This is a genomic window from Sphingomonas rhizophila, assembly GCF_014396585.1.
In the GTDB taxonomy this organism is placed as follows: Bacteria; Pseudomonadota; Alphaproteobacteria; order Sphingomonadales; family Sphingomonadaceae; genus Sphingomicrobium; species Sphingomicrobium rhizophilum.
Window position 1 is genome coordinate 716,807 of sequence record NZ_CP060717.1, and the last position, 18,911, is coordinate 735,717.

The following is an 18,911-nucleotide window of genomic DNA, read 5'->3' on the forward strand; positions in this document are numbered from 1 at the left end:
CGCCACCGGACCGAAGGCCATTCGTCCCCGACTGTGACATGAATCACACGGTTGCGGGGGCGGATTTGACGGTCGCGAAGCAGGCCGCTACCGCGCCGCCACTTTTCGTTCAATCCAAGGACTTCAAGCACTTCGCATGGCCGACGCCGTCTTCGATATCGTGGCCATGGGGGACGCCATCGTCGACGTCATCGCGACGTGCGACGAGCAATTCCTGATCGATCACGACCTGCCCAAAGGGTCGATGCAGCTGCTGACGCCGGATCATGCCGAGCGGCTGTACGCGGCGATGGGCGGTGCGCGCGAAACGAGCGGCGGATCGGCCGCCAATTCGATGGCCGGGGTCGCCGCGATGGGCGGCAGGTCGGCGTTCATCGGGCAAGTCGCCGACGACCAGCTCGGCGCGATCTTCACCCATGACATGCGCGCGCTCGGCGTCCACTTCGATACCGCGCCATTGGCCGACGGACTGCCGACCGGCCGCTGCCTGATCCTCGTTACCCCCGACGCCCAGCGGACGATGAACACATCGCCCGGCGCGAGCCATGAACTCAGTGAGCAGCGGATTGACGAGGAACTGATCGCCGCATCCTCGATCCTCTACCTCGAAGGCTATCTGTTCGGGCCCGCCAAGCCGCGCGCGGCGATGATGCGGGCGATCGAGATTGCGCACCGGTCGGGGCGCAAGGTTGCCTTCACCCTGTCGGAAAGCGTGTGCATCGCCGAGCGTCGCGAAGGTTTCGGCAAAATGGTCGATGCCGGCGGCGTCGACCTGCTGTTCGCCAACGAGGACGAGGCGCTGCAGCTGACCGGACGAGGCGATCTCGACGCGGCGCTCGCAGAGCTATCGGCCAAGGTGCCGACGCTGGTCATCACCCGCGGGCCGGCCGGCGCGCTGGCCGTGCAGGGCGGGGAGACGGTGCGAATTCCTGCCATGCCGGTGCCCCGCGTGGTCGATACGACTGGTGCCGGCGACCTGTTCGCGGCGGGCTACCTCGTCGCCCACTGCAAGGGCGCACCGATCGCGAAATGCCTTTCGACCGGCGCGATCGCGGCCGCCGAGGTCATCAGCCATTTCGGCGCCCGTCCCGAGGCCGACCTCAAAGAATGGATCGACCTGTGAGCATCGGCCGCCTCGCCGTCTATTGCGGATCCGCGCCGGGCAACGATCCGGCCTTCGCGGACGCGGCACGGGTGCTGGGCCGGACGATGGCCGAACGCGGCATCGACCTTGTGTACGGCGGCGGCAAGCTCGGCCTGATGGGGATCGTCGCCGACACGGTGCTCGACGCCGGCGGCAAGGTGTTCGGGGTCATTCCCGAAGCGCTGGTGGCGCACGAGGTCGCGCACCTCGGCTGCACCGAGTTGTACACCGTCGCCAACATGCATGAGCGCAAGGCGCGCATGACCGAGCTGACCGACGGTTTCGTCGCGCTGCCGGGTGGGATCGGCACGTTGGACGAGTTGTTCGAGGCGTGGACGTGGAACGCGCTTGGCTATCATTCGAAGCCGCTGTGCCTGCTCAATGTCCACGGCTTCTGGGACGATCTGATCGAGTTCATGGACCATGTGTCGGAATCAGGTTTCCTTTCCGCGGCACGGCGTGCGCAACTGCTCAGTGCGACGAGCGCCGAGGAAGCCATCAAATTGCTGGACGAAGCCGCGACCGACGCGCCACAAGGCATGGTCTGGTAAGCGCCATTCGGGGGAGCGCGTAAATCAATGAATCCTTTGTTCGGTATCCTCGGGATCGTCGCGATCCTGGCCGTCGCTTTCCTCCTGTCGACCAACCGCAAGGCGATCCGCCGAGGGTCGTCGGCGCCGCTTTCGCGCTGCAGGCGCTGATCGCCTGGCTGGTGCTGTGGACGCCATGGGGGCGCGAGGGGATCCAGGGCCTGTCGAACGGCGTCGCGGCGCTGCTCGGTTACGCCACCAAGGGAACCGAGTTCCTGTTCGGACCCTCGGCGAGCAATCCGCTGGCCAACACCTTCGCGCTGGCGGCGCTGCCGGTAATCATCTTCTTCGCGTCGATCGTGTCGATCCTCTACTACCTGGGCATCATGCAGCGCATCGTCCGCTGGGTGGGCGGGGCGATCGGCTGGGTGACCGGCATCAGCCGCGTCGAATCGCTGAGCGCGGCGGCCAACATCTTCGTCGGCCAGTCGGAATCGCCGCTGGTGATTCGCCCCTACCTCGCGGCACTGTCGCCGGCGCAACTGTTCACCGTCATGACGGTGGGCATGGCGGGTGTCGCCGGCACGATCCTCGCCGCTTATGCCAGCCTGCTCGGCGCGTCATACTTGCCGTACCTGCTGGCGGCCGCGTTCATGTCCGCGCCGGGCGGCATCCTGATGGCCAAGATGATGATGCCCGACGACATCGCCGGGCCTGACCAGCTTCCCCTCGAAGGCGGAAGCGCCGAGGACCAGGTCGACATCGCCGAGACGTTCGAGGAGGGCGAGCGCCCCGCCAACATTATCATGGCCGCCGCGCAGGGTGCGCAGACCGGCGTCAAGCTGGCGGTGGCGGTCGGGGCCATGGTGCTGGCGTTCGTTGCGCTGGTGGCGCTGGCCAACGGCCTGCTCGGCACCGTCGGCGGCTGGTTCGGACGGCCGGACCTTAGTTTCCAGATGCTCGTCGGCCTGGTGTTCCAGCCGATCATGTACCTGATTGGCGTTCCGTGGAGCGAAGCCGGAACAGCCGGCGGCCTGTTCGGGACGAAGATCGTCCTCAACGAATTTGTCGCCTTCATCGACCTCGGCAATGCGCAGGGCGTCGCCGCGGGCCTGAGCGACCGGAGCCGGGCGATCGTCACCTTCGCGCTGTGCGGTTTCGCCAACTTCTCGTCGATTGCCATCCAGATGGCGGTGACCGGCGGGCTGGCGCCCAACCAGCGGCCGATGATCGCCAAGCTGGGCATCCGCGCGCTGATCGCGGGCAGCCTCGCCAACCTGATGAGCGCGGCGCTCGCGGGGTTGATGATTCCCTGATTTTCGTTTGATCGCCGTCAATTGCCCGCGCTTTGCGGGAGGAGTAAAGGCGCGTCCATGACCGACGTAATCACCAGTGACACCATCGCTTCCGTCTCGCTCAACGACGCGGATCGCGATCCTGACGGCTTCGCGCGAGAGCTTGGCGAGAGCTTCGTCGACTATGGCTTCGCGATCGTCCGCGATCATGGCATTCCGCAGGAACTGATCGACCGCGCCGAGGCAAAGGCGAAGGAATATTTCGCGCTGCCGGACGCGGTGAAGCAGCAATATGTCATTCCCGGCGGCGGCGGTGCGCGTGGCCATACGCCGTTCGGGATCGAAACCGCCAAGGGCGCAAAGGCGCACGACCTTAAAGAGTTCTGGCATGTCGGGCGCGAGCTTCCCGCCGGTCACCCGTTCCGCAACGTGATGGCCGACAATGTCTGGCCGTCGGAAGTGCCGGGATTCAAGGAAACATTCCTGGAACTCTACGACACCTTCGACCGCACCGGCGTGAAGGTATTGCGCGCCATCGCCCGCTTCCTGAAGGTCGACGAGGACTATTTCACCGATACCGTCCGCGACGGCAATTCGGTGATGCGGATGCTGCACTATCCGCCGCAGACCGAAGCCACCGGCGAACATATTCGCGCGGGCGCGCATGAGGACATCAACACGATCACGCTGCTGCTTGGTGCGGAAGAAGCGGGGCTGGAATTGAATACCAAGGACGGGCGCTGGATCCCGGTCAGCCCGAAGAAGGGTGAATTGGTCATCAACATCGGCGACATGCTGCAGCGGCTGACCAATGGCCGGCTGCGCTCGACGTCGCACCGGGTGGTCAACCCGACGCCGGACCGAGCGTCGAAGGCGCGATACTCCATGCCGTTCTTCCTGCATTTCCGGCCTGACTTCATGATCGAGGCGCTGCCTGGAACGGTGCCGGAAGGCGAAGAGCCGAAATGGCCGCCGATCAGCAGCCACGATTACCTTCAGGAGCGGCTTCGGGAGATCAAGCTCAAGTAGGCGGGTCGACTGGCAAGCGGCTCCGACGAAGCGTTACGGGCCGAAAACCGCCATTTCCGCTCGCCTTCGCGACCGGATGCGTTGTTGTTTTAGGTTCATGCAACACCCGCGCTTGCCCATCCGTTCTTTCTTGCACTGGGCCCCGCGTATCCGGGCCGGCTGTAAGGAGTATCGTGATGAACCGCCTCATACTTGCCACCGCCGCTTTTGCTGCCGCGACCCCGGTCGCCATGGCCGCTCCGGCGGCCGCGCAGTCCAACTACCAGCGCGAGCTTCGCGAATGTAATCGCGAGCTTCGTCGGGCCGACAGCCGCGCCGACTATCGACAGGAACTGCGCGAATGCCGCCGCGAACTTCGCCGGGCGCAGGCCCGCGATTGGCGCCAGTACAACCGCTACGACTACAACCGGTACGAGCCGGGCTATAATCGCTACTATGCGGACCGTTACTATCGTGACGGACGTTATTACGCCGACCGCCGCCTGACCCGCTACGACCGGATTTATCGTGGTCAGAACGGCCAGTATTATTGCCGTCGCAGCGACGGGACGACCGGTCTGATCATCGGTGCCGGTGTCGGGGCGCTGCTCGGGAACCAGCTCAACCTGGGTGGTTCGGCCACGGTGCGCACGATCATCGGTGGCGCCGGCGGCGCACTGATCGGCCGGGCAATCGACCGCGGCAATGTCCGCTGCAACTAAGCGCGTAACTTGCGAGTAAGGATGGGCCGGCGTTCGCGCCGGCCCATTTTCTATCCGGCGTCGGCGAGGTTGGCCGGGCCAAAGCCGTGGGGGATCAGGGTCGACAGGCGAAGTCGCTCGACCGATTCTCCATCCCCCGAGGCGCAAATGATCTCGAGGTCGCGGCCGCCAAGATGCGAAGCCTCGAGCAGCGCTTGGCGACAGCCGCCGCAGGGGGTGACGCTGGCAATACCGGTGAGTTCGATCCCCGAACCGTCACCGCCGGCCACGGCGATCCGCGCGACCTTGTCGAGCCCGAAAGCGTGCTGGGCGGCCGTCAACGCGCTCTGTTCGGCGCAGATGCCAAGGCGATAACAGGCATTTTCCATGTTGGCCCCGGTGACGATGTCGCCGTCGATGCTTTCGATCGCGCAACCGACGGAGAAGCGGGAGTAGGGCGCGTAGGCCTTGAGCGCGGCGGTGCGGGCGAGGGCGATGAGTTGTTCGTCGGTCATGCCGGCGTCCTAGACTGGATCGCGGGCGCTTGTCGAAGCGCGATTGGCCGTCGTATCGCGCGGTCGCAGTCCCGTAGCTGGAGCCATCGATGAGTCGCCGCTTTCTGTCCCTCGCTCCGGCGCTGCTGCTTGCCGCCTGTTCGTTCACGCCGCGACCGGCGCCTATCGCACCCGTCCCGGATGTTGCAACGCGCGAAATCCAGATCCTCGCGCTCAACGATTTCCACGGCAACCTGGAGCCGCCGGGCCAGAGCCTCGACAGCGACAAGGGGAAAATCCCGGTTGGCGGTGCTGCTTATCTCGCGACGGCGATCAAGCAGTTGCGCACAAAGGACAGCATTACCGTCGCGGCCGGCGACCTGATCAGCGCCAGCCCGCTGACCAGTTCGCTGTTCTACGACGAGCCGACGATCCAGGCGATGAGCGACATGGGCCTGTCGCTCGCGGCGGTTGGCAATCACGAATTCGATCGCGGTTGGCAGGAATTGCAGCGGCTCCAGAACGGCGGTTGCCGCCTGCACGTCGAAGGCGAACCGCGCGTCAGCTGCAAGGTGCAGTCGTTCCAGGGTGCGGGCTTCCAGTACATGGCCGCCAACGTCATCAAGCCGGACGGGCAGGCGCTGTTTCCCGGAACCGCTGTGCGTGAAATCGGTGGAGTGAAGGTCGGCTTCATCGGCATGACACTGAAGGAGACCGGGACGCTGGTGTCGCCGGCGGGCGTCGACGGTCTGAGCTTCCGGGACGAGGCCGAGACCGCCAACGCAGCGGTTCCTGCGCTCAAGGCGGCCGGCGCCCGGGCGATCGTCATGCTGATCCACCAGGGCGGAGCGAGCACGGGCCGCTGGGACGACCCCGCCTGCCCGGGATTCAGCGGCGATATCCTCCCCATCCTCGCGCGGCTCGACCAGTCGATTGGCCTCGTTGTCTCCGGGCACACGCACAACGCCTACATCTGCCGGATGCCGATGGCCAATGGGAATACGCGGCTGGTGACCAGCGCCGGACGCTACGGCGCGCTGGTGACGGACATCCGCCTGACGTTCGGGCCGGACGGGAGTTACCGCGGCGAGCGCGCGACGCAGGTGCCGGTGCAGGGCGAGGCGATCGCCAACGGTCGCCAGAATGTTCCGCTCAACACGGCGTTCAAGATCTTTGCCGCCGACCCGGGGGTTGGCGGGTTGGTCGCCCGCTACAAGCAAGCCGCGTCGATCGTCGCGGACCGTCCCGTCGGGAAGCTTTCGGCTTCGCTGCTGAAGAGTGCCGGTCCCGCCCAGTCGCAGGCCGCGGAATTCATTGCCGATGGCCAGCTGTTCGTCGCGCGCGACCCGAAGCGCGGCAACGCCGACTTCGCGCTGATGAACACCGGCGGCGCACGAACGGACCTGATCCCCGGGCCGGGGGGCATCGTCACCTACGGGCAGATTTTCGCGATGCAGCCGTTCGCGAATAACCTGGTCACGCTGACGCTGAGCGGGGCCGAGGTGAAGGCGCTCCTGGAACAGCAGTTCGACAGCGGGCTGAATACGGCCGCGCGGCCCAACCTGTTGATGCCGTCGGCGAATTTCCGCTTCTCCTTCGACAGGTCCAGGCCGGCGGGACAGCGGATCCTGTCGATGGGCCTCAATGGCAGGCCGATCGTGCCGACCCGGAACTACCGGGTGACCGTCAACAATTTCATGGCGTCCGGCGGCGACAATTTCACGGTGCTGACCAAGGGTCGCGACGCCGTCGACGGAGGCCTCGATCTCGACGCGACCGAAGCCTACCTGAGGACCAATCCGAAAGTGCCGACGCCAGGGCGGATCACCGATCGCACCCCGGCAAGCTGGAAGCCCTAGCGCAGCGGCGGTTCATCGAAGCTGCGCAGCTTGCGGCTGTGCAGCCCGTCGCCTTCTTCCTTCAGTAGGTGGAGCGTCTCGATGGCGATGCGCAGGTGCTGGCTGATGGCGCGCTCGTAGAAGGCGTTGGCCTGGCCGGGCAATTTAAGCTCGCCGTGAAGCGGCTTGTCCGACACGCATAGCAATGTCCCATAGGGCACGCGGAAGCGGTAACCCTGCGCCGCCACGGTCGCCGATTCCATGTCGATCGCGACCGCCCGGCTCTGGTTGAAGCGAAGCGCGGAGAGCGTGTAGCGAAGCTCCCAGTTGCGGTCGTCGGTGGTGACGACCGTGCCGGTGCGCAACCGGTTCTTGACCCCGTCTTCATCCTCGCCGGTGACGAGGATCGCGGCGTTGTAGAGCGCGGTCTGCACCTCGGCGATCGGCGGGATCGGGATTTCGGGCGGAAGCACGTCGTCCAGCACATGGTCGTCGCGCAGGTAGGCATGGGCCAGAACGTAGTCGCCGATGCGCTGGCTGGGACGAAGCCCGCCGCAGTGGCCGATCATCAGCCAGGCGTGCGGACGAAGCACCGCGATATGGTCGCAGATCGTCTTGGCGTTCGACGGACCGACGCCGATGTTGACCAGCGTGATGCCGGCGCCGTTCGGCGCAACCAGGTGGTAGGCAGGCATCTGGTGACGGCGCCACACGCCTGCGGCAATCTGTTCTTCCGCGTCGGTCAGGTCGCCATGTTCGTAGAAGCCGCCGGGGACCGACAGACCGGTGAAGCGGCTACCGGGTTCGCGAAGGGCTGACACGGCAAAGCGGACGAACTCGTCGACGTAACGGACGTAGTTGGTAAACAGCACATAATGCTGGAAATGGTCGACCGGCGTTCCGGTGTAGTGCTTGAGGCGCGCCAGGCTGAAGTCCACGCGCGGCGCATCGAACAGCGACAGTGGGCGGGTCGGGTCGATGGCCAGATCCCAGCCGCCGTCAGCAACCTCGTCGCCGATATGGACCAGTTCGCTCGATGGGAACCACCGGCTGAGCTCGGAAACCTGGACTCCCTCAAGGTCGATGTTCCCGCCGTCGAGGACATAGGGGAAGGGGATCTCGCTGGCCGAAGTGCCGACGCTGACCCGAACCGGATAGTCGCGGACGATATGGCCAAGCTGTTCGCCGAGGTATTCGTGGAACAGCGCGGGGCGGGCGATTGAGCTGGTATAGACGCCGGGCGCGTTGAGGCGCGCAAACGCGCGGGCCAGGTTGGGCGGCGGCGAGTCAGGGTCATATTCGATGCGCAGTTCGGGGTAGGCGAAGGCGCCTTCGTCACGGGCATGAGGGTCCGGCCGGACCCCTTCGTTGGCATAAGCGTTGAGGGCCTGCCTCAGGCGGTCGGTCGAGGCTGCGTAGCGCGCTTCCAGTTCGTCGAGCAGCGCGGGAATTTCATCTTCTGTGGTCATGAGGGCACGCGAATGAGCAATTCGATCCGGCTTGGCAAGGCGTCTTGAAATAGTAAGCACACTTATTATATGCGGGCGTATGAAATCGGAATTGGGCTTTGAAATCGCCGAGACGGCGAACGCGCTGCGGCGATACTTCGATCGCAGGGCGCAGGCGCTCGGGATCACCCGAGCCCAGTGGAAGGTGCTGGCGCGGTTGAAACGCGAGCCGGGACAGAAGCAGGTCGAGCTTGCCGACCGGTTGGATATCGAGCCGATCACGCTCAGCCGGATCGTCGATCGGCTGGAACAGTCGGGGCTAGTATCGCGGAGGCCCGACCCGGCCGATCGCCGGGCATGGCGGCTGCACCTGACGCCGATGGCCGATCCGACGCTCGAAAAGCTATTCGGCCTTGCGGACGAAGTGACCAGCCAAGTGTTCGCCGGGCTGGACGACAAGGACGTGGATCAACTTCGCGGAAGTCTCCGGACGATCCGCGACAACATTGGCGAGTGCGAGGGCGCTCGCAAGGCGGTGGCATGACCGAACATCAGAAACTGGAAGCGGCCGGCGAAGCGACGGCTGAAGACCTCGAGGCGGTCAAGCCCGCGCGCAAGACCCGCAAAATCAGGGTCAGGAAGCCGTCGAACCGCGTGCTCCTGTTCTCGGTACCGCTTCTGATCGCGGCGGTCGGCCTGTTCTTCTGGCTGACCGGCGGCACGTCGGTGTCGACCGACAACGCCTATGTGAAACAGGACGTCACCTCGATCTCGACCCAGGTCAATGGGCCGGTGGCCGCGGTGTACGTCGATGAGAACCAGCATGTGAACAAGGGCGACCTGCTGTATCGCATCGATCCCGCGCCGTTCCGCGCGGCGCTCGATGCGGCGGAAGCGCAGCTTGCCGCGGCCCGCCTGCAGACCAGCCAATTGGTCGTCACGGCGCAGGGCACGGGGGCCGACATCGTCGGTGCACAGGCCGACCTGTCGATCAAGCGCCGCGCGCTGCAACGCCAGAGCGAGTTGCTCCGCCGCGGATTCACCACCAAGGCGAATTACGACGACGCGCTGGCGGATGTCCGCAAGGGCGAGACCGCGCTGGCGGACGCACGGGCGCGGTCGAACACAGCATCCGCGGCGATTGCCCCGCGCGGCGACCAGCCGCAGATCGCGGCCGCGCTGGCGGCGGTGGAAAAGGCCCGCCTCGACCTCGCCCACACCGAAATCCGTGCGCCAAGCGCGGGGATCGTCGCCAAGTCCGACCGCCTGCTGGTCGGTCAGAGCGCGATCACCGGCGTCGCCATGCTGTCGATCGTCAGCGACAAGGCGCCGTGGGTCGAAGCCAACTTCAAGGAGGGCGACCTTGCCCGAATGAAGGTCGGCCAGCCCGCCACGATCAAGTTCGACGCCTATCCCGGGCTCAAGGTCAAGGCGCACGTCTGTTCGATCGGTGCGGGAACCGGCAGCGAATTCGCGGTGCTTCCGGCGCAGAACGCCAACGGCAACTGGGTCAAGGTGACGCAGCGCGTGCCCGTCCGCCTGTGCTTCGACGAGAAACCCGGACGCCAGATGATCGCCGGCCTGTCGAGCGAAGTCGAAGTCGACCTGAAGTAAGCAACCGCCGATCATGACCGAACATGTGCTGGAGCCTGGACGGCGCCTTCTGGTCACCATCGCGGTTATGCTGGCGGTGCTGATCCAGGTACTGGATACGACGATCGCCAACGTCGCGCTTCCGCATATGCAGGCGGCGCTCGGCGCGACCCAGGAAAGCATCAACTGGGTGCTGACCAGCTACATCGTCGCCGCCGCGATCGCGCTGCCGATTTCCGGCTGGCTGGCGGACAAGGTTGGGCGCAAACGGCTGCTGATCATTTCCGTGGTCGGCTTCACCATCGCCAGCTTCCTGTGCGCCATCGCGCAAAGCCTACCGGAAATGGTCATCTTCCGGCTGCTGCAGGGCATCACCGGGGCGTTCCTCGTGCCGCTGTCGCAGGCGACGCTGTTCGACATCAATCCCCCGAAAATCATGCGAAGGCGATGGCACTGTTTGGCGGCGGGATCATGATCGGACCGATCCTGGGGCCGGTGCTTGGTGGCTGGCTGACCGACAGTTTCGACTGGCGCTGGGTCTTCCTGGTCAACATTCCGGTCGGCACGCTCGCGACGCTGATGCTGATGCGCTACATGCCCAACTCCGAAACGACGGGGCGAAAATTCGACCTGTTCGGCTTTGCACTGCTAGGCCTTGCGCTCGGCAGCCTGCAGCTCTTGCTGGAACGCGGTCAGCAAAAAGATTGGTTCGACAGCATCGAGATCTGGATCGAGGCAGGGCTTTTCGCCGGCGCCGGCTGGATGTTCGTCGTCCATACCATCACCGGCAAGGCGCCGCTGTTCGAACGCGGCATGTTCGCGGACCGCAATTTCTCGCTTGGCCTGCTGTTCATGGCGGTGACTGGCGTACTGCTGCTGGCGGGCCTCGCGCTTCTGCCGCCGCTGCTGCAGCGGCTGTACGGATATTCCGTGCTCCAGTCGGGCATTCTCACCGCGCCGCGCGGGATAGGGACGCTCATTTCGATGCTGGTGGCGGGAAGGCTGGTGGGCAAGGTCGACCTGCGCTTCCTGGTTGCGCTTGGCATGGCGTTGATGGGCTGGTCACTGCACATGATGACCCGCTTCGCGATCGAGATGGGAACTGGCCCGATCATATGGTCAGGTTTGGTCCAGGGCCTCGGACTCGGTCTCGTCTTCGTGACGATGCAAAGCCTCGCCTTCGCCACGCTTCAGCCGCGGTTGCGCACTCACGCCGCCAGCTTGCTGAACCTGTCGCGCAACATCGGGGGATCGATCGGGATCAGCCTGGTCGCGACCCTGCTGGCCCGCAGCATGCAGGTCGCCCACGCGGACATGGCCGGCAGGGTCAGCGACCAGGTCATGCCGTCCATCAGCACCACCGTCGTTTCACAGCTGGGATTGCCGGCCGAAAGCGCGCTCGCGCTGATCGACGCGGAGATCAACCGCCAGGCGGCCTTCATCGGCTACCTCAACGACTTCTGGATCATGCAATGGGTCACCTTTGCCGCGATCCCGCTGGTGCTGCTTCTGCGTCCCGCCAAGCCTCCGAAGGAAGGCGAAGCGGCGCCGGTCATGGCCGACTGACCGTTCGGGCGCGCCGCGCGCCGGTTCGTCGATCAATGGCTTGCCGCCCGCGAGGCGCATGCCCAACCTCCCTGCAGATCAGAGGGGGAAAAACATGTTCGAAGCATCGCGCCGCGAGGTGCTGCTGACCGCGACTGCAGCCGCCGCCATCGCCAATTCAGGAGCCGCCATGGCCTTTTCCGATCCCGCGACCGACGCCTCGGGTGCCACCTGGGACCTGACCGACCTCTATTCGACACCGGCGGCGTGGGAGACCGAGCGCCAGGCGCTGATGAAGGCAATCCCGACGCTGGTGCAGTACAAGGGCAGGCTCGGCCAGGGCGCTTCGACGCTTCGTGGCGCGTTCGAGGCCCAGTCTGCACTGTCGAAGCGTCTCGGCCGACTCTATATCTACGCTTCGCTCAAGTCGGACGAGGACGTCCGCATCGCCGCCAACCAGGAACGGAAGCAGAAGGCGCGCGATGCCTACACCGCCTACAGCGAAGCCACATCGTGGGTCGTACCCGAACTGATCGCGGTCGGCGCCTCCAAGCTGCGCGGCTTCATCGCTTCCGACCCCGGCCTGAAGAAGTTCGCGTTCGGTATCGAGGATACGCTGCGCCTGGCGCCGCATACGCTTGACGCCAATGGCGAACGGTTGCTGGCGCTGGCCGGAACCCCGCTTTCGGGTCCGTCGGATATCAGCGAACAGTTGCGCAGCTCGGACATTCCGAGGCCGACGGTCAAGCTGTCCGACGGCCGCGAAGTGCGGCTGGACGACCAGGGCTATACCAACGCCCGGTCGGCCCAGAACCGCGCCGACCGAAAGCTCGTCTTCGATAAGTTCTGGGGCAGCTACAAGGCGTTCGAAAATTCGCTCGGCACTTCGCTTGCCGCGCGGGTGCAAGGCTCGATTTTTTCATCCAAGGCGCGCAACTACAAGAGCTCGCTCGACGCGGCGCTCAGCGACAGCAACCTGCCCGAAGGGGTCTACCGGACGCTGATCGCGGAAACCAACCGCGGCCTGCCGGTGCTTCACCGCTATTTCGCGCTTCGCCAGCGCATGCTGGGCCTGCCCGACATGGGCTATTGGGACATCTACCCGCCGCTGGTGAAGTCCGACCGCAAATACTCGCTCGACGAGATGCAGGCACTCACGCTTGAGGCGATCAAGCCGCTCGGCGCAGACTATGTCGCGCAGTTCGACCGCGCCAGCCGGCAGAAGTGGATGGATCCGTTCCCCCGCAAGGGAAAGACGAGCGGCGCCTACATGAGCGGCGGTGCCTACGACGTTCACCCCTATCTGCTGTTGAATCTCAGCGACCAGTACGACGGCCTGTCCACCTACGCCCACGAATGGGGCCATGCGATGCATACGCTGCTCGCCAAGGCGGCGCAGCCGTACGAGCTGGCGGGGTATCCAACCTTTACCGCCGAGGTGGCGTCGACGGCCCAGGAATTAATGCTCGTCCAAACGCTGCTCGACCGGGCGCAGACGAAGGAGGACAAGCTGTTCTTCCTTGGCCAGCTGATGGAGAATTATCGCGGCACCTTCTTCCGCCAGGCGATGTTCGGCGAATTCCAGTTGGCGATCCACGAAATGGCCGAGCGCGGCGAGGGGCTGTCGGGCGAGAAGATGAGCGCTCTCTATATCGACTTGCTCAAGCGCTATCACGGGCCGAACGTGAGGATCGAACCGGATTATGCGGTCGAGTGGGCGTTCATTCCGCACTTTTACCGCACTTTCTACGTCTACCAATATGCGACCTCGATCACGGCCGCGAACTTCTTCGCCGACAGCGTGATGAAGGGGGGACCAGCCGAACGCGACCGCTACCTCGCGGTGCTGAAGGCGGGGGGCAGTGATTATGGCTACAACCTGCTGAAAATCGGCGGCCTCGATATGGCGTCGCCAACGCCCTACCGGACGCTGGTCGCCAATTTCAGCAGCGTGCTCGACCAGGCCGAAAGGCTGCTTGCCTAACGCGGGTTACTTCGCCGGACCGTCGAGGAAGTTCGTGGCGACGCGAACGAATTCCGAGGCCCGTGCCCGTGGATCGGGACATGGTCGCCATTGGGCACGACCCACAGCTGGGCGCTCGGGATTGCCTTGTAGAGCGTGACCGGAATGTCGATGGGGAAGAACTCGTCGCGGTCGCCGTGCAAGATCAGCGTTCGGGCACGAACCTTCGCGAGATCGGCCGACGTCAGGTTCATATCGTCGTAGCTGTTCGCGAAGCCGCGCATCTGCTTCATCAGGCCGCGCGCCTGGTCGTCCCCGCGCGATGTGCAGGCAGACAGATAGCCTCGCATCTCGGTGCTTTCCGTGTCGAAGCTCATCGTCCGCACCCGGTTTCGCGCCTGTTGCGGGAAGGCGTTGGTGGCCCCGATCAGCACCATCGATTCCAGCCGCTCCGGATGCTTGATCGACAGGTGCAGCAGCGTCATCCCACCTGCGCTGATCCCCATCGCCTTGACCCGGCGCAGTCCAAGTTGGTCGAGCAGGGCGCGGATATCGTCGGCCGACTGGCGCATGGAGAATCTGTTGGACGGATTGGTCGACCAGCCATGGCCGCGCAGGTCGGGCATGATCACCCGGTGGTTCCTGGCCAGCGCATCGACGACATGCGCCCAATCGTTGAACCCGCACATGCCGAACCCGTGCAGCAGCAGCAGCGGCTCGCCCGACCCGCGCTCCTGATAGTGCATGGTGATGCCGTTGACGTTGACCAGCTTGCCCGGCGCCGTGGCCGGCTTTGCCGCGACAGGCGCTGCAATGAGAAGGTTCGACAAGATTAGGACAGCGATGTTCCGGCGAATCGTCATCGCTTCTCTCCCGGTTGGCCGACCTTCGCCATCATTCATGGTTCAAGCGCCAGAGCATTCGTGCACCAGGAAACCCCACGCGACAATGCCGCCGGAAAGGTCCCGGCGGCATTGCAGTGTCCCGGCGATTTTGTCAGGCGATCGCGTGCAGGTACCCGCGCTTACGGTTGGACCGGCGCATCGCCAGGCCTATGCCGCCGAAGCCGAGCAGCATCATCGCCCAAGTGCCCGGCTCGGGAACGGCCGCGACCGATACCGCATCGAGCAGGATGCCCTCATTGCGTCCGCCGGTCAGGTTGGTGAACGTCAGCGTCGCCGACGGTCCGTCGGCGACAAAGCTGCCGATATAGGTCTGCCAGTCCAGGTCGGCGTTGGTGCCGGTGGAGTGGGAAATCGTACCCAGCAATCCGTCGACGCTGAAGCTCGCGGAGGCCGACGGCGTTCCGCTGAACAGGTTGTGGGAATACAGGAAGCTGATGTTGTAGGTTTCGCCCATCATCGTCGCGAAGGTCTGCGAAATCGAGCCGGTGCCGCCTTCGCCGACGAGGTCGAGATACTGAGTCCCTTCGCCCGCGAGATTGCCACTCGAGCTTGAGAAGGTGCCATTGACGATGTTGACGTTGGGCGTCGCCGTCCATCCAGGGATCGGGACCGGTGGGGACGTAACGCAGCAGGGGTCGGATACGGTCGGAGATTCAAAGCCGCCGTTAACGATGGATTCTTGAGCGAATGCGGGTGTGGCAGTCATCGCGATCACACTCGCCGCAAGCAAAGCACGCAACATAATCGTCCTCCCCATTTTTCGAGTCGCCCCAAACAATTAATGGAAATTAAACCACATCATTTGCCCGCGTCCAGCAGTTTCTTAACTTTCGTCAACAATTCCTTGTCCGCCATCCTCGCCCGCCTCGATGACTGGCTGTGTTTCGGTGATCTGAATGCCGCCGGCTTAGGATCCAAACAGGCTGCTGACCGGTTGCCATCGCCAACTTAGAACGATAATACTGAACCATATGGTTCACTGTACCCCTTCGCTCGACCGATCATTCGCCGCCCTGTCCGACGTCACGCGCCGGGGAATTCTGGAACAGCTGGGCAGGGCCGACGCGTCGATTTCCAGCCTGGCCGAGCACTTTCACATGACCCTGACCGGAATGAAGAAGCACGTCGTCGTGCTCGAACAGGCGGGATTGGTCACGACACAGAAGGTCGGGCGTGTTCGGAACTGCCGACTGGGCGTGCAACGGCTGGAGGCAGAGGCGCAATGGATCGACGCCTACCGCAAACTTTTCGAGGCTCGGTTCGAAGCGCTCGACGGCATCATTGAGGAAATGAAACAGGAGGAAGCCCATGGAACAGCAAATGAGCAATCACCCGATGGCGCGAAACGCGACGACGATTGAGAAGAAGGGGGATCGCGAACTGGTCGTCACGCGCACGTTCGATGCGTCGCCGAGCCTGGTCTTCAAGGCATGGAGTGACGCCGACCTGTTTCGGCGATGGTGGGTGCCCAAGGGCGCGCCGATGGTCCTGTCGGGATGCGAGATGGACGTTCGTACCGGTGGCACCTACCGGCTGGAATTCCGGATGGGTGACCAGTCAATGGCCTTCCACGGCAAGTACCTCGACGTGGTGCCCGGAGAGCGCATCGTCTGGACGAACGAGGAAGAGGATGATGGCGCGGTGACGACCGTGACCTTTGAGGACCGGGACGGAAAGACGCTCCTCATTTTCCACGAGGTGTATCCGACGGCCGCCGCGCTGGACGAAGCGATGCAGGGTTCGGCGGCCGGACTGCCGCAACAACTCGACCAACTTGACGAGCTGCTGCCGGCTATCGGTGGCTAGGTTCGCCAGGGAAAAGAAAAGGGCGGCCCGGAATGTCCGGACCGCCCCAATCGATTGGACGTGAGAACGTCTTAGCGCTTCGAGAACTGGAAGCTGCGGCGAGCCTTGGCGCGGCCGTACTTCTTACGTTCGACGACACGGCTGTCGCGGGTCAGGAAGCCTTCGCGCTTCACGGCGGTGCGGAGCACCGGCTCGAAGCGGCTCAGCGCCTGGGCGATGCCGTGAAGCACCGCGCCGGCCTGGCCCGACAGGCCGCCGCCCTTGACGGTGGCGACGACGTCATACTGGCCGGTGCGCTCGGTGATTCCGAACGGCTGGTTGATGACGAGGCGCAGCGTCGGACGCGCGAAATAGACTTCCTGGTCGCGGCCATTGACCGTGATCTTGCCCGAGCCCGGCTTCAGCCAGACGCGCGCAACGGCATCCTTGCGACGGCCGGTCGCATAGGCGCGGCCGTACTTGTCGAGCTGCTGCTCGCGAAGCGGAGCTTCCGGCTGCGTGTTGACCGGGGCGGTGGGCGCCTCGGCGCCCGTGGCTTCCGGAGCGGCAGCTTCGGTGGCGGCGGTTTCCGGCGCGGTGGCCGGAGCTTCCGGCTGCTGGCCGGTCAGCGACCCGAGGTCGGAGAGGGACTTCTTGTCGGCCATGTTATGCGCCCACCTTGTTCTTGCGGTTCATGCTGGCAACGTCGAGCACTTCCGGGCTCTGGCCGGCGTGCGGATGTTCGGTGCCGTTGTAGAGGTGCAGCGCGCGCATCTGGTCGCGGCCCAGCGGGCCACGCGGGATCATGCGCTCGACCGCCTTTTCGAGCACGCGCTCCGGGAAGCGGCCTTCGAGGACCTTGGCGGCAGTGACTTCCTTCAGGCCACCGGCGTAACCGGTGTGCTTGTAGTAGATCTTCTGGCCAAGCTTGCGGCCGGTAAAGCGCACCTTGTCCGCGTTGATGACGACGACATGGTCGCCGCAATCGACGTGCGGGGTGAAGCTCGCCTTGTGCTTGCCGCGCAGGATGTTGGCGATGATCGTCGCGACCCGGCCAACCACGAGGCCTTCGGCATCGATCAGATGCCACTTTTTCACCACCTCGGCCGGCTTTGCCGACTTGGTGGTCTTCATCAGCGCCTTCATGGCGGTGATCCTTCCCATCAAAAATGCATGAAGCGCCGCCATCTGGCAGCGCCGTCGGGCGGGCTAATGATGAAAGTGGCGAATTTTGTCAAGCAAATGGCGGGTTTGCCGACGGGTAAAATATTACCGGCAGCTTTCCTCAATCCAGTCGCCGAAGGTGGAGGGCAGGCGCTCGATCGGCCAGGCGACGATCGCCGGTTCCGAATAGCTGTGGAGCTCGCCGATGCGCATGATGAGTTCGTCGGCCTTGGCGCTGGTCGTCTTGAAGATCGTAGGCACCTCGGTCCCGGACTCGATTGCGTCCTCCCAGCGGTAGATGGAGCGACAGGGACTCAGGATGTTGACGCAGGCGGCGAGGCGGCTTTCGACCATCTCGCGGCCGATGCGCTGCGCCTCGGCGAGATCTGCGAAGACCGCATAGACGGTCAGCGCGGTCATCGCACCGACCCCAGCCGATGTGCGCCCCAGACGCATGACGCGACGACCAGCGCGCCGACCGCCTGGTGAAGGACCGCCAGCCAGATCGCGACGCCGGTCAGAACGGTGAAGATGCCCAGCAGGATCTGGGTTCCGAACGCAGAGTTGATGGCGATCGACGCTCGCCGGTCGAGCAGTTTCACGCGCCGGGCGAATAGGACCAGCGCGACAACCACGATCCACGCCCACCAACGATGGATGAAGTGGATCAGGAACGGATCATGGGTCAGCGCGAACAGGACGCCGTTCGACCAGTCGATACCGTCCGGTACAAGCCGGTCGTTCATCAGCGGCCAGCTGTTCGAAACCTGGCCGGCGCGCAATCCGGCGACCCATGCCCCGTAGAGTAGCTGAATCGCCAGCACGCCGAGGACGTTGGCAGAGAGGGCGGTAAGCCTTGCCGAACGTTTCTCGCCCGCGGCACGAGCACGAAGGTCAAGGGCCGTCCAGATCAGCCCGGCCATCGTAAACAGCGCCAGGAGCAGGTGGGCGGACAGGCGGAAATGGCTGACCTCGGTGCGATCCTGGAGGCCGGATTGAACCATATACCAGCCAAGCGCGCCCTGTGCCGCGCCCAGTGCAAGCAGCGCAAACAGTCGCGGCGCGTAACCGCGCGGGATTGCCCGCTTGTAGGCGAACCACGCGAAGGGCAGCGCCATGGCGGCGCCAGACAGCCGCGCCAGCAGGCGGTGGACCCATTCCCAGAAAAAGATGAACTGGAATTGCGACAGCGTCATGCCCGCCGGGCCGGTCACCTCCTTATACTGCGTCGTCGTCTTGTAGAGGTCGAAGGCATGCTGCCAGTCGGCATGGGTCAACGGCGGGATCACGCCCGAAACCGGCTTCCATTCGGTGATGCTGAGGCCGCTTTCGGTCAGCCGGGTAATGCCGCCGACGACGAGAATCGCGAACACGATGGCCGCGACCGCCAGCAGCCAGTTGGCCATCGCGGCGGGGCGCTCCTTCCCCTCAACTGCTTCATTTGCGGGCGAAAGGAGGGCCGATTCCATGGTGGCGGCGCTATGGCCGGTTTGCATCG

The 18,911-nt window shown here is 64.6% G+C and carries 22 protein-coding genes; 14 read left to right on the forward strand and 8 right to left on the reverse strand.

Features of this window, described 5'->3' with window-relative positions:
- Nucleotides 1-136: 136 nt before the first annotated feature.
- From H9L12_RS03475 to H9L12_RS03495, 6 genes are all read left to right on the forward strand, one after another.
- Entirely contained in the window at nt 137-1,123 is a 987-nt protein-coding gene (locus H9L12_RS03475) for an adenosine kinase (RefSeq protein ID WP_187542627.1), read from the forward strand.
- A 2-nt stretch (nt 1,124-1,125) separates the two neighbouring features.
- Nucleotides 1,126-1,695 carry an LOG family protein gene (locus tag H9L12_RS03480; protein ID WP_187543147.1) on the forward strand — a complete coding sequence of 190 codons (570 nt, stop codon included), beginning with the start codon at nt 1,126-1,128 and terminating at the stop codon, nt 1,693-1,695.
- Between the two features lie 27 nt (nt 1,696-1,722).
- Nucleotides 1,723-1,845 carry a hypothetical protein gene (locus H9L12_RS14355; RefSeq protein ID WP_425506797.1) on the forward strand — a complete coding sequence of 41 codons (123 nt, stop codon included), beginning with the start codon at nt 1,723-1,725 and terminating at the stop codon, nt 1,843-1,845.
- Nucleotides 1,846-1,856: 11 nt separating this feature from the next.
- Complete coding sequence (locus H9L12_RS03485; protein ID WP_425506798.1) at nt 1,857-2,990, forward strand: NupC/NupG family nucleoside CNT transporter; 1,134 nt, start codon at nt 1,857-1,859, stop codon at nt 2,988-2,990.
- A gap of 57 nt (nt 2,991-3,047) precedes the next feature.
- The gene (locus H9L12_RS03490; RefSeq protein ID WP_187542628.1) at nt 3,048-3,998 is read left to right on the forward strand and encodes an isopenicillin N synthase family dioxygenase; all 951 of its coding nucleotides are present in this window, start codon (nt 3,048-3,050) and stop codon (nt 3,996-3,998) included.
- Nucleotides 3,999-4,174: 176 nt separating this feature from the next.
- On the forward strand, nt 4,175-4,699 hold the full coding sequence (locus H9L12_RS03495) for a hypothetical protein (RefSeq protein WP_187542629.1): 525 nt from the start codon (nt 4,175-4,177) through the stop codon (nt 4,697-4,699).
- A 50-nt stretch (nt 4,700-4,749) separates the two neighbouring features.
- On the opposite strand, the gene H9L12_RS03500 is transcribed toward H9L12_RS03495, so the two are convergent.
- Nucleotides 4,750-5,193: a cytidine deaminase gene (locus H9L12_RS03500; RefSeq protein WP_187542630.1), complete on the reverse strand. Its 444-nt coding sequence runs from the start codon at nt 5,191-5,193 to the stop codon at nt 4,750-4,752.
- Between the two features lie 89 nt (nt 5,194-5,282).
- Here H9L12_RS03500 and H9L12_RS03505 point away from each other — a divergent pair, with 89 nt between their 5' ends.
- Nucleotides 5,283-7,031 (forward strand): bifunctional metallophosphatase/5'-nucleotidase, encoded by a 1,749-nt coding sequence (locus H9L12_RS03505; protein ID WP_187542631.1) that lies wholly within the window; start codon nt 5,283-5,285, stop codon nt 7,029-7,031.
- Here H9L12_RS03505 and H9L12_RS03510 read toward each other — a convergent pair.
- The gene (locus H9L12_RS03510; RefSeq protein WP_187542632.1) at nt 7,028-8,479 is read right to left on the reverse strand and encodes an AMP nucleosidase; all 1,452 of its coding nucleotides are present in this window, start codon (nt 8,477-8,479) and stop codon (nt 7,028-7,030) included. The genes H9L12_RS03505 and H9L12_RS03510 overlap by 4 nt on opposite strands.
- Nucleotides 8,480-8,558: 79 nt before the next feature.
- Between H9L12_RS03510 and H9L12_RS03515 the strand changes: the two genes are divergently transcribed.
- The 5 genes from H9L12_RS03515 (at nt 8,559) to H9L12_RS03530 (ending at nt 13,580) form a co-directional block, all read left to right on the forward strand.
- On the forward strand, nt 8,559-9,002 hold the full coding sequence (locus H9L12_RS03515; RefSeq protein ID WP_187542633.1) for a MarR family winged helix-turn-helix transcriptional regulator: 444 nt from the start codon (nt 8,559-8,561) through the stop codon (nt 9,000-9,002).
- Nucleotides 8,999-10,072 carry an HlyD family secretion protein gene (locus tag H9L12_RS03520; RefSeq protein ID WP_187542634.1) on the forward strand — a complete coding sequence of 358 codons (1,074 nt, stop codon included), beginning with the start codon at nt 8,999-9,001 and terminating at the stop codon, nt 10,070-10,072. Before H9L12_RS03515 ends, H9L12_RS03520 begins: the two co-directional genes overlap by 4 nt.
- A gap of 13 nt (nt 10,073-10,085) precedes the next feature.
- The gene (locus H9L12_RS13885; protein ID WP_281399802.1) at nt 10,086-10,526 is read left to right on the forward strand and encodes an MFS transporter; all 441 of its coding nucleotides are present in this window, start codon (nt 10,086-10,088) and stop codon (nt 10,524-10,526) included.
- On the forward strand, nt 10,499-11,617 hold the full coding sequence (locus tag H9L12_RS03525) for a DHA2 family efflux MFS transporter permease subunit (RefSeq protein WP_281399803.1): 1,119 nt from the start codon (nt 10,499-10,501) through the stop codon (nt 11,615-11,617). The genes H9L12_RS13885 and H9L12_RS03525 overlap by 28 nt, the downstream gene beginning before the upstream one ends.
- Before the next feature lie 94 nt (nt 11,618-11,711).
- Nucleotides 11,712-13,580, forward strand: a complete 1,869-nt coding sequence (locus tag H9L12_RS03530; RefSeq protein ID WP_187542635.1) for a M3 family oligoendopeptidase — start codon at nt 11,712-11,714, stop codon at nt 13,578-13,580.
- Here the strand turns inward: H9L12_RS03530 and H9L12_RS03535 are convergent.
- Both H9L12_RS03535 and H9L12_RS13365 read right to left on the reverse strand, forming a co-directional pair.
- A complete protein-coding gene (locus H9L12_RS03535) occupies nt 13,577-14,422 on the reverse strand; it encodes an alpha/beta fold hydrolase (RefSeq protein WP_187542636.1) in 846 nt (281 codons plus the stop codon). The two genes, H9L12_RS03530 and H9L12_RS03535, sit on opposite strands and share 4 nt — an antisense overlap.
- A 133-nt stretch (nt 14,423-14,555) precedes the next feature.
- Nucleotides 14,556-15,170, reverse strand: coding sequence for a PEPxxWA-CTERM sorting domain-containing protein (locus tag H9L12_RS13365; RefSeq protein WP_187542637.1), 615 nt, complete (start codon nt 15,168-15,170; stop codon nt 14,556-14,558).
- A gap of 265 nt (nt 15,171-15,435) precedes the next feature.
- Here H9L12_RS13365 and H9L12_RS03545 point away from each other — a divergent pair, with 265 nt between their 5' ends.
- Nucleotides 15,436-15,825 (forward strand): ArsR/SmtB family transcription factor, encoded by a 390-nt coding sequence (locus tag H9L12_RS03545; protein ID WP_187542638.1) that lies wholly within the window; start codon nt 15,436-15,438, stop codon nt 15,823-15,825.
- Nucleotides 15,785-16,270, forward strand: coding sequence for an SRPBCC family protein (locus tag H9L12_RS03550; protein WP_246450558.1), 486 nt, complete (start codon nt 15,785-15,787; stop codon nt 16,268-16,270). Before H9L12_RS03545 ends, H9L12_RS03550 begins: the two co-directional genes overlap by 41 nt.
- 71 nt (nt 16,271-16,341) lie before the next feature.
- On the opposite strand, the gene rpsI is transcribed toward H9L12_RS03550, so the two are convergent.
- From rpsI to H9L12_RS03570, 4 genes are all read right to left on the reverse strand, one after another.
- Nucleotides 16,342-16,914: a 30S ribosomal protein S9 gene (rpsI, locus tag H9L12_RS03555; RefSeq protein WP_187542640.1), complete on the reverse strand. Its 573-nt coding sequence runs from the start codon at nt 16,912-16,914 to the stop codon at nt 16,342-16,344.
- Nucleotide 16,915: 1 nt separating this feature from the next.
- Nucleotides 16,916-17,395 carry a 50S ribosomal protein L13 gene (gene rplM / locus H9L12_RS03560; protein ID WP_187542641.1) on the reverse strand — a complete coding sequence of 160 codons (480 nt, stop codon included), beginning with the start codon at nt 17,393-17,395 and terminating at the stop codon, nt 16,916-16,918.
- A gap of 123 nt (nt 17,396-17,518) precedes the next feature.
- The gene (gene cutA / locus H9L12_RS03565; protein WP_187542642.1) at nt 17,519-17,833 is read right to left on the reverse strand and encodes a divalent-cation tolerance protein CutA; all 315 of its coding nucleotides are present in this window, start codon (nt 17,831-17,833) and stop codon (nt 17,519-17,521) included.
- Nucleotides 17,830-18,819, reverse strand: coding sequence for a COX15/CtaA family protein (locus tag H9L12_RS03570; RefSeq protein ID WP_246450560.1), 990 nt, complete (start codon nt 18,817-18,819; stop codon nt 17,830-17,832). The genes cutA and H9L12_RS03570 overlap by 4 nt, the downstream gene beginning before the upstream one ends.
- Nucleotides 18,820-18,911 lie beyond the last annotated feature (92 nt).